This is a genomic window from Nioella sp., from assembly GCF_964229645.1.
GTDB lineage: Bacteria > Pseudomonadota > Alphaproteobacteria > Rhodobacterales > Rhodobacteraceae > Nioella.
On the sequence record NZ_CAXREX010000324.1, the window covers coordinates 75,780 to 85,972 of the forward strand.

At 64.1% G+C, this 10,193-nt stretch carries 10 protein-coding genes; 2 read left to right on the forward strand and 8 right to left on the reverse strand.

Annotated features, from left to right (window positions below; all coding sequences use genetic code 11):
- Positions 1-4 precede the first annotated feature (4 nt).
- From ACEQXV_RS20295 to ACEQXV_RS20305, 3 genes are all read right to left on the reverse strand, one after another.
- Positions 5-847 (reverse strand): NlpC/P60 family protein, encoded by an 843-nt coding sequence (locus ACEQXV_RS20295; RefSeq protein WP_370251147.1) that lies wholly within the window; start codon positions 845-847, stop codon positions 5-7.
- Complete coding sequence (locus ACEQXV_RS20300; protein WP_370251148.1) at positions 844-2,226, reverse strand: M17 family metallopeptidase; 1,383 nt, start codon at positions 2,224-2,226, stop codon at positions 844-846. The genes ACEQXV_RS20295 and ACEQXV_RS20300 overlap by 4 nt, the downstream gene beginning before the upstream one ends.
- Positions 2,227-2,288: 62 nt before the next feature.
- The gene (locus tag ACEQXV_RS20305) at positions 2,289-2,672 is read right to left on the reverse strand and encodes a hypothetical protein (protein WP_370270683.1); all 384 of its coding nucleotides are present in this window, start codon (positions 2,670-2,672) and stop codon (positions 2,289-2,291) included.
- A 140-nt stretch (positions 2,673-2,812) separates the two neighbouring features.
- On the opposite strand from ACEQXV_RS20305, the gene ACEQXV_RS20310 reads away from it, so the two are divergent.
- Positions 2,813-3,463, forward strand: a complete 651-nt coding sequence (locus ACEQXV_RS20310) for a carbonic anhydrase (protein ID WP_370251150.1) — start codon at positions 2,813-2,815, stop codon at positions 3,461-3,463.
- 3 nt (positions 3,464-3,466) lie between these two features.
- On the opposite strand, the gene ACEQXV_RS20315 is transcribed toward ACEQXV_RS20310, so the two are convergent.
- From ACEQXV_RS20315 to ACEQXV_RS20325, 3 genes are all read right to left on the reverse strand, one after another.
- Positions 3,467-5,047 (reverse strand): DUF4139 domain-containing protein, encoded by a 1,581-nt coding sequence (locus ACEQXV_RS20315; RefSeq protein WP_370270685.1) that lies wholly within the window; start codon positions 5,045-5,047, stop codon positions 3,467-3,469.
- A gap of 191 nt (positions 5,048-5,238) precedes the next feature.
- Complete coding sequence (locus ACEQXV_RS20320) at positions 5,239-5,559, reverse strand: hypothetical protein (protein WP_370251152.1); 321 nt, start codon at positions 5,557-5,559, stop codon at positions 5,239-5,241.
- Positions 5,560-5,807: 248 nt separating this feature from the next.
- Entirely contained in the window at positions 5,808-6,830 is a 1,023-nt protein-coding gene (locus tag ACEQXV_RS20325; RefSeq protein ID WP_370251153.1) for an aspartate-semialdehyde dehydrogenase, read from the reverse strand.
- Positions 6,831-7,168: 338 nt separating this feature from the next.
- Here ACEQXV_RS20325 and ACEQXV_RS20330 point away from each other — a divergent pair, with 338 nt between their 5' ends.
- Positions 7,169-8,443 carry a DEAD/DEAH box helicase gene (locus tag ACEQXV_RS20330; protein WP_370270687.1) on the forward strand — a complete coding sequence of 425 codons (1,275 nt, stop codon included), beginning with the start codon at positions 7,169-7,171 and terminating at the stop codon, positions 8,441-8,443.
- A gap of 51 nt (positions 8,444-8,494) precedes the next feature.
- On the opposite strand, the gene ACEQXV_RS20335 is transcribed toward ACEQXV_RS20330, so the two are convergent.
- On the reverse strand, positions 8,495-9,358 hold the full coding sequence (locus ACEQXV_RS20335) for a D-amino-acid transaminase (RefSeq protein WP_370251154.1): 864 nt from the start codon (positions 9,356-9,358) through the stop codon (positions 8,495-8,497).
- Positions 9,359-9,371: 13 nt separating this feature from the next.
- The coding region (locus tag ACEQXV_RS20340; RefSeq protein ID WP_370270688.1) for a dihydroxy-acid dehydratase at positions 9,372-10,193 on the reverse strand (822 nt) is incomplete at its 5' end.

The following is a 10,193-nucleotide window of genomic DNA, read 5'->3' on the forward strand; positions in this document are numbered from 1 at the left end:
TTTCCTATGACCCGGGCTGAAGCACCCGGCGGCGGGCCGTGATCGGGCCGTCCCCGGCCTCTTCGATACGCGCGGCCGCGTCCTTCAGCGGCTCATAGGCGACGGCCATGTGGCTGGCATTGGCATGGAGCAGCATCCGCTCGTTGGCCATGAACCCTACGTGACCTTTCCAGAACACGAGATCGCCGCGCAGGAAGGGTTCGCCGTGGTGAAGCTCTCTGCCAAGTTCGGCCTGCTGGTCCGAATCGCGGGGGCAGTCGATACCGCAGGCGATCAGCGCCATCTGAACAAGGCCCGAACAGTCGAGACCCCACCGGCTGCTGCCGCCCCAGAGGTAAGGCGATCCAAGAAACAGGTCGGCCACGCCCACGGGATCCGCGAAGCGGGCGCGCATGGGTTGCAGATGCGGGCGCGGGATGTAGTGGCCCGTGTGAATGCGCAGGTACTTGTCATGCTCGCCAACGACCTTCACCCGTGACCCGAAAAAGATCGCCACTTCGGGAGGGGCCTTGAGATCGGGCTTGGGGTACAGATGGGTCGCGGGCGAGGCCACCCAATGCGTTGGCTCTTCGGGCGAGACGAGCGCTCCGGACAGCACATAGCCGACCTGCCCATCCCGCTCAGCCTGTCCGAAGGCAAAGCCGTCGAAGCTTTCAAGGACGTGGAAGACCTCTCCGAACAGGAGCTGGCTGACACGCTTGCCGCGCGGCTCGTCGGTGATATTGGCCATGGGCTGCGTCACCATCATTCGGCGGCCCTGAACGAATTTCCCAGCCTCCACCTGACCTTGCAGGCTGACATGGGCCACGCGGCCATTGGTGGGCGTGATGCGCGGATCGAACGTCACTTCAGCACCTCCGGCAAAGCCTCGAAGATCGCACGGGCAGCTTGCCCCACGCCCCCCTTGGGGCGGGCCGGGGCATCGGCGGGCTGCCAGCCATAGATGTCGAAATGCGCAAATCGCGGGGCGGACTTGGCAAAGCGGCGCAGGAAGAGCGCGGCGGTGATGGAGCCTGCGAAGCCACCCGACGGCGCGTTGTCGAGATCGGCGATTCCCGGTTCGATCATGGTCTCGTACGGCTCGTGGAACGGCATCCGCCAGACAGGATCCCCCACGCGCAGGGCCGCCCCCGACAGAGCCCCGGCAAATCCATCATCATCCGTGTAGAAGGGCGCGATATCGGGGCCGACCGCCACGCGCGCAGCCCCCGTCAGGGTTGCCATGCAGATCAGCAGGTCGGTCTCGGCTTCAGTCGCCAGGCTCAGCGCGTCGGCCAGGACCAGCCGCCCTTCCGCATCGGTATTGTTGATCTCGACGGTCAGGCCATTGCGCGCCGTCAGCACGTCACCGGGCCGGAAAGACGCCCCCGACACGGCATTTTCAACCGCCGGGATCAGGACGCGCAGGCGCAGGCGCATCCCTGCCCCCATGATCATCCGCGCCAGTCCCAGAACCGTCGCGGCCCCGCCCATGTCCTTCTTCATCAGGGCCATGGACGAGCCGGGCTTGAGGTTGAGCCCCCCGGTATCGAAACATACCCCCTTGCCCACAAGTGTCACCTGTGGGCCGGCATCGCCCCAGGTCATCTCGATCAGGCGGGGCGCACGCGCGGCGGCGCGGCCCACGGCGTGAATCATCGGGAAATTCTGCGCCAGCAGATCGTCGCCCGTGATGACCGAGACCGGCGCGCCGAAAGGCTCGGCCAGCGCACGCACGGCGTGTTCCAACTGGTCCGGCCCCATGTCGGCCGCAGGGGTGTTGATCAGGTCTCGCGTCAGCCATTCGCCCGCGGCAATGGTCTCCAACATCGCGGGCTCAACGCTATCGGGGGCCACCAACCCCGCCTTCAGCGCAGGTTTGTCCTTGTATCGGGTGAAGCGGTAACCGGTCAGCAACCAGCCAAGCGCCGCTTCCCGTTCCTCGCCAGCCTCCAGGCCCGGATCGAGCCGATAGGTGCCCTCGGGCAGTTTCGCCAGCGCCGCCCCAAGGGCAAACCGCTTGCGCGCGCGGGTCTCGGGCGTGCCGCGCCCAAGCAGAACGCGCGCGATGCCACCTTCGGTCGTCGGTAGCAGGCAGGCCTCGCCAAGCCCGGCGGCAAAGCCGGTCGTCCTTGCCCATGATGCCTGGTCCGGCGGCAGGTGCGACAGGGCATCGTCCAGCCCGGTCTTGTCGATACAGGTCACGGAAATTGCCGCGCGGTCGGCGGAAGCGAAGGCTCTGTTCATGCTGGATCCGTCAAGAAACTACGCCACCAGCCTAGCGCGACGGGCCGCGGCTGCAAGGCGGATCAGCCCGAGACATCCTCCAGATCCCAGATCGCGTGAATGGACCGTTCGCCAACCCGGATCAGCCGGGCGCGGGTCGCGGCCAGCGCGACTTGGTCCCGCTGCGCGATACAGGTCAGGACATCCTGCGCGACACGCGCCAAAGTTGCCATGCCGATCTTGCTGGCCGCCACTGCCAGGGCCCGCACTTTCAGAACCATGTCTTCGGGCCGACCCCCGGGATCAAACGCGACAAGCGACTGAACCTGCTCGCTGATCGACTGCAAGGTCTGGGCGACCTCATGTTCTGCCCGGACCTCACCCATCTCTTCACACAGTTGTTCCAACCGCTCCGGATTGAACCGCGCCGGTTCCTCCAGCCGCAAAACGGCGACTTTGCTTGTCATCACTCACTCCACGATCCGCCCCCACGGATGCGGAGAACTCTGGCCGTGCTTGTTGAAGAAAGGGTTGAGCCTGCGGCCAAAAAAACCTCGAACTTTCACACAATCCCGCCTATCAGGGGGACCGCGACGACGGAGGACCCATGGAATACGCATCGCCCCTGCCCAACTATCTGGCCCGCCGCTACCATAGCTGGAAAGCCACGGAATACGCCGAGAACAAGGCCTGGTTCCACCGGCTGGCCGACGAGGGACAGCACCCGCGCGCCATGGTGATTTCCTGTTGTGACAGCCGGGTCCATGTCACCTCGATCTTCGGGGCGGAAACGGGCGAGTTCTTCATCCATCGCAACATTGCCAACCTCGTGCCGCCCTATGCACCCGACGGGGACCACCACGGCACTTCGGCTGCGGTCGAATACGCGGTGACTGCGCTCAAGGTCGCGCATATCGTCGTTTTGGGCCACTCCAGCTGCGGAGGCGTGAACGGATGTATCCAGATGGTGTCCGGCAACGCGCCCGAACTGGAAAAGCCCAACAGCTTCGTGGGCCGCTGGATGGACATCCTGCGCCCTGCCTGCGAGGACACGGCCAGCATCAGCGATCCGCATGAACGTCAGCAAGAGCTGGAAAAACGCTCGGTCCTGGTGTCGATGGCGAACCTCATGAGCTTCCCCTTCGTGTCAGAGGCCGTTCGCGACGGGCGGCTCAGCCTGCACGGGCTTTGGACGGATATCGCGTCGGGCGGGCTCGAATGCTACGACCCCGCCCGGGCTGGGTTTGTCCAGGTCTGACGCTCAGGGACGCCAGTAGAGATCGTAACCCTCGGGCCAGGACATCCGCGCTTCCATGCGGATGGTGCGGATATCACCGGGCTCGACGGTCAGATCCCATGCGTGGATGCCGCGGCGGCCGTCCAGGTTTTCCTCGCTCGGCTCCATCGACAGCTCGAGGTCAAGGTCCAGGTCATCCTGCTCGGAATAGGGCACGGCGTAGATCAGGCGCACGGTTTCAGGCTGATCCGACAGGTTGGTCACCCCGAACTCCACGATCTGCACCTGCATGTTCGAGCGATTGAAGAAGCCTTCATCCCCTTCGTTGCGCGACAGGTCATGCCAGAAGAGTTGCAGGTGATCGACCGAACCGAAGGGCAGTTCCACCTCGCCGCCGGGCGGAATGGTGTCGAGGTAGCGGTCGGACAGGAAGGCCCCGTCGCGATAGACGCTCATGTCACCCATGATCATCGGCTCGCCGGTCGTATTCTCGGCGCGGGCAACAAGGAAGGCCGTCTGGTCATGGCGCGGGTTGCCCTCGATGCTGATCTCGGCGTCCAGCGCCAGCGGGGCGAAGGGCACGAAGGTGTCTTCACCGACGGTCAGCGTTTGGGGTGACGCGACCTCGGCGCTATAAGCCAACCCGTAGCCGGACAGGCCGGCATCTTCCATCACGACAATGGGCGCGACCACCGGTTCCATCATTACCGAGCCCGCGACACGATCGGAGAAGACCTCGACCGGGCGCTCTTCCTCGATGCGGGCAAGCGAGGGCCACACGCCCGTCATTTCCAGAACTTGCCCCCATTCTTCGCCCGACAACGTCAGCGCGACATCCTCCCACCGATCCGGCAGCGGGATACCCACAAGGGCGCTGCGCTCGATGGTCAGACGGTGCTCGACGGTGGAAAGCTGGGCCGTGTAGGCCATTTCCCAGAACGGGCCGTCGATGAAGTAGTCGATGGCAAGGTCAAGCTCGGCGGCCTCGCTCAGTTCGACGGGAATGACCAGCGCGACGCTGTTGGCCCCAAGCGGATAGAGCGCGGCAAGAGCGCGCTCCAGTTCTGCGCGCGCTTCTTGCAGCTCGGCGATTTCCTCCTCCAGCGATGCGCGGGCGGCGTCCTGGTCGTATATCGCGTCTGCAAGCGTCTGCATCTGCGTTCCAAGGGCACCGAGCACTTCACCCAGATCCCCCGGATCAACGCCTTCCGTGCCGCTGCCCGAGGCGTAGCTTTCAAGGAAGCGGCGCTGAACGGCCAGAACGCTCATGTCGGCATCCAGCCCGGCTATCGCCGCCTCGATGTCCTCGATCGACTCGTCGATCGCGTCCATTCGGGCACGCAGCTCCGCCTGCGCGCTCGTGTCGAAAGACCCATCCTCGAAGCCGGGCTCTGTGTCGAAGCCAATCGGGCCAAGCGCCCGACCATCGGGCAGGGTCACGCTGATGCGCGGGCCGTTCTGCATGTAGGCAGGCACCGGCACCAGAACACGATGCGCCCCTGCCGGAACGCTGACGCTGAACTGCCGCGTCACCTCGGCCCCGCCGCCATAGATCACTGCGCCCGTTACATCGGCGCGCAGTGCGAAATCTTCTGCCTGGGCCATGCTGGCCACGAAAATGCTGATTGCAAATATATGAAAACGCAAAGGAAACCCTCCCTGCTAGCGATACAGAGAGGGTTTCCCGATCATGATGAAAGGTCAAGCTTGGCGAAGAGGTGGCGATAAGGAGCGGTCAAATCCCGCCGACATGCGCTTTCACGGAGGGGCATCCGGTTACGCAGCAGCGGTGGTCGTCAATGAGAAAACAGGCGTTGTTCCAGGTCCTGCGCGCTGAAACCGATGGATTTGATGGTGCATACCTGCACGTGGCTGTTGATGTCGAACAGGCAAAGACCATCACGGCTATAGGCGACATAAAACCCGATATCTCTCAGCGATCGCGACAACTGATCCTCGGTCGTGGCCGCGGCAATCACCGGGCGCACGGTCATGGTCAGCATGGCCGCCATTTCCGAACCCAACCGCCCGGATATGCGGGCCTCGGGCCAGGCCGCGTGGCGAAACGGGCTGATGGAAAGCGGCGTGGCGTTGGTCGTGTCGATGCGTTCGAACATGGTCTTGTCCTCCGGGCTCTGTGTTGCCCCACACCGCCTGTCTAGGCGCTGTCCTTGGCCATGTCCCACGACCGGAGGGACATGGTGGCCTCTCCGGCGCACAGCGCGATAGTCCTTGGGATAGGCCCCCAGCCCCATCCGCGCCGCGCGTCACCGCATTCGGAGCCCCGAGACGGTCCCAAAACGGAAACTCCCCGGGGCATGGGAACCCCGGGGAGCATTCTGTCGTTCGGTCTGCGAAGGGGGTATCAGCCCTTCTTCAGCACCCGCTTGCCGAGGGTTTCGGCAATCTGCACCGCGTTCAGGGCCGCGCCCTTGCGCAGGTTGTCCGACACGCACCACAGGTTGATGCCGTTCTCGATGGTCGAGTCCTGGCGAATGCGGCTGATGAAGGTGGCGTAATCGCCCACGCATTCGATCGGGGTCACGTAGCCACCCGTCTCGCGCTTGTCGACAACCAGGATACCCGGTGCCTCGCGCAGGATATCGCGGGCTTCCTCTTCATCGAGGAACTCTTCGAACTCGATGTTGATCGCTTCCGAATGGCCCACGAAGACCGGCACGCGCACGCAGGTTGCGGTGACCTTGATCGAAGGGTCGACGATCTTCTTGGTTTCGACGACCATCTTCCATTCTTCCTTGGTCGAGCCGTCTTCCATGAAGACGTCGATATGCGGAATCACGTTGAAGGCGATCTGCTTGGGGTAAACCTTGGGGGCCACTTCCTGGCCCGGCACATACATGCCCTTGGTCTGGTCCCACAGCTCGTCGATGGCCTCCTTGCCGGTGCCGGACACGGACTGGTAGGTCGAGACAACGACGCGCTTGATCTTGGCACGGTCGTGCAGCGGCTTCAGCGCCACCACCATCTGCGCGGTCGAACAGTTGGGGTTCGCGATGATGTTCTTGTTCTTGTAGTTGTCGACGGCTTCGGGGTTCACTTCCGGCACGACCAGCGGAATCTCGGGATCGTAGCGGTAGAGCGAGCTGTTATCGATGACGATGCAGCCCGACTTGGCGGCCTTGGGCGCATATTGCTTGGTCGCCTCGGAGCCGATGGCGAACAGCGCGATGTCCCAACCGGTGAAGTCGAATGTATCGAGGTCCTGGGTTTTGAGAGTGGTCTCGCCGAAGCTGCACTCGGTCCCGAGCGAACGGCGCGATGCCAGCGCGGCAATCTCGTCCACCGGGAACTGGCGCTCGGCCAGGATGTTCAGCATTTCGCGGCCCACGTTCCCCGTGGCGCCGACAACGGCAACTCTGTAGCCCATGATCTTGTCCTCTTTGCTGGGAACAGCGGCGCACATACCCCAAGGGAATGGAAAGCAAAAGGGCCAACAGGCTTGACTTATGCTGCAATTGCGAACATGTGGCCTCTGTGCCCATTGGCCGCGTGAGCCGAACGCCCCGGATGCGACGCCGTCGCCCTTCGTTCATGGCACGAGAATTCCCCAGCCCCCATCACGCAGGGTCTGACGGTCTGGCCGGTGGCCCGGGACTCGCCCGTGGCAGACAGAGCGCCTGACCGCACCCCTCGTTGCCCCTGATCCCAGGGGTGCTGAATCATATGACCCCGCGCGCGATCCACGCGCCGGAGGAAAGGACCAATTTGCTCGATTTCGACATGCTCGGCCTGTCGCCGACTCTTCAGGCCGCGGTGAAGGCCGCTGGCTACGACACCCCGACCCCGATCCAGAACCAGGCGATTCCGCTCGCGCTGGAAGGCCATGACATCATGGGGCTCGCCCAGACCGGCACGGGCAAAACCGCCGCCTTCGGTCTGCCGCTGGTGGAACACCTGATGAAAATGGAGGGCCGTCCGCAGCCCAAATGCGTCAAGGCCCTGGTGCTGGCCCCTACGCGAGAGCTTGTGAACCAGATCGCAGAAGCGCTGAACCTTTACGTCAAGGGCTCCAAGCTGCGCGTTGGCACGGTCGTGGGCGGTCAGTCCATCAACACCCAGATCCGCTTCCTGTCGCGGGGGATCGACATCCTGGTGGCCACGCCGGGCCGCCTGATCGACCTGATGGACCGGGGCGCCGTGCGGCTTGATACCGCGCGCTTCCTGGTGCTGGACGAGGCCGACCAGATGCTGGACCTGGGCTTCATTCACGCACTGCGCAAGATCGCCCCCAAGCTTGGCCGTCCGCGTCAGACCATGCTGTTCTCGGCCACCATGCCAAAGCAGATGGAAGAAATCGCATCGACCTACCTGCGCAACCCGCGCCGGGTTCAGGTCTCGCCCCCGGGCAAGGCCGCCGACAAGATCACCCAATCCATTCACTTCCTCGACAAGGGCGAGAAGGTCAGCAAGCTGAAAGAGCTTCTGCTGCGCCACCCCGAAAGCCTCAGCCTCGTCTTCGCGCGCACCACGCACGGTGCCGAGCGGCTGATGAAACAACTGGTGGCAGACGGTTTCGACGCAGCCTCGATCCACGGCAACAAGAGCCAGGGTCAGCGCGACCGCGCGATCAAGGGCTTCCGCGAGGGCTCGATCAAGATCCTCGTGGCCACCGACGTGGCCGCACGCGGGATCGACATTCCCGATGTTCGGGTGGTCTACAATTTCGACCTGCCGGATGTGCCCGACAACTACGTGCACCGCATCGGCCGCACCGCCCGCGCGGGCCGCGACGGCGAAGCGGTTGCTTTCTGCTCGGCCGAGGAAGTGGGCCAGCTGAAGGATATCGAGAAGGTCATGAAGGTCTCGATCCCCGTGGCCAGCGGTGACCGTCCCGAGCCGGTGAAGGCCGACAAGCCCAAGCGCGGTGGCGGCGGTGGTCGCGGCCGTCGCCCGCAGGGTGGCGGTGGCGGTCAGGGCATGAGCCAAGGCAAGCCGCGCCAACAGCGCCGCAACAAGCAGCGCCGCCGCTCGGCAGCATGAAAAAAGGGGCCGCATCACGCGGCCCCTTATTCATTCGGAGAACGGCGAAATTCAGACAGCCGCCTTGCGCATTTCCTCAAGGTAGATTTCGCGGATGCGCGGCACCAGTTCGCCCACCTTGCCTGATCCCACGGGCTTTCCGTCAATCTCCACCACCGGCATGACAAAGGCCGAGGCCGAGGTGATGAATGCCTCGGCGGCGTCCTGTGCTTCGGCGATGGTGAAGGGGCGTTCTTCCACCTTCATTTGCGCCTCGCGGGCAAAGCGCAGGACGGCGGCGCGAGTGATGCCGTGCAGGATGTCGTTGGACAGCTGGCGCGTGACGATGGTGCCGTCCTTGGTCACGATATAGGCGTTGTTCGAGGTGCCTTCGGTCACGAAGCCATCCTCCACCATCCAGGCATCATCGCACCCGGCCTTCTTGGCGGCCATCTTGCCGAGCGAGGGGTAGAGCAGCTGCACCGTCTTGATGTCGCGGCGATGCCAGCGCAGGTCTTCGACGGAAATCACCTTCATCCCCACCTTGGCCTGCGGCGCGTCCGCAAGACCCGGCTTGTTTTGGGTGAAGAGCACGATGGTCGGCTCGGTGTCTGCCGGCGGGAAAGCAAAGTCACGGTCGTCCGGCGCCCCGCGCGTGATCTGAAGGTAGATCAACCCGTCGACGATGCCGTTCTTCTCGACCAGCTGACGGTGAACCTCCAGCAGATCCTCGGTGCTGATCGGGTTGGCCATCTCCAGCTCGTTCAGCGAGCGTTCGAGGCGCTTGGCGTGCCCGGCGAAGTCAATCAGCTTGCCGCCAAGCACGCTGGTCACCTCGTAAACGCCATCGGCGAACAGGAAGCCCCGGTCGAAGATAGACACCTTCGCTTCGGTTTCCGGCAGGTAGTCGCCATTCACATAGACGGTGCGGGTCATATTCGGGGTCTCCTCAGACTTGGCGAACGGCGCCCTTGGCGGCGCTGGTGGTGAGGGCCGCATAGGCCTTGAGCGCGGTCGTCACCTTACGGGCGCGCGGCTTGGCGGGCTTCCACCCTGCGGCCTCCTGCGCGGCACGGCGGTTGGCCAGTTCCTCTTCGGACACGGCGAGGTTGATGGTGCGGTTGGGGATGTCGATCTCGATCTTGTCGCCATTCTGGACAAGACCGATCGCGCCGCCTTCCGCCGCTTCCGGCGAGACGTGGCCGATCGACAGGCCCGAGGTGCCGCCGGAAAAACGCCCGTCGGTCAGCAGGGCGCAGGCTTTGCCCAGCCCCTTCGACTTCAGGTAGGAGGTCGGGTAGAGCATTTCCTGCATCCCCGGCCCACCACGCGGGCCTTCGTAGCGGATCACCACCACGTCGCCTTCCTTGACCTTGCCAGTCAGGATGTTGCTGACGGCCTCGTCCTGGCTTTCACACACATGGGCGGTGCCGGTGAATTGCAGGATCGAGGCATCGACGCCCGCGGTTTTCACGATGCAGCCATCCTCGGCGATATTGCCGAACAGGACCGCAAGACCCCCGTCCTGGCTGAAGGCATGCTCCTTGGACCGGATCACGCCCTTTTCCCGGTCGGTATCCAGTTCCTTGTAGCGGTTCGACTGGCTAAAGGCCTGCGTCGTGCGCACGCCACCGGGGGCTGCCTTGAACAGGCTCTCCGCCTCGGGGTTGTTCGCCACCGCGATATCCCACTTGGCAATCGCCTCACCCATGGTGCTGGAATGCACGGTGTGACATTCGTTGTGCAGCAGGCCCGCGCGGCTAAGCTCGCC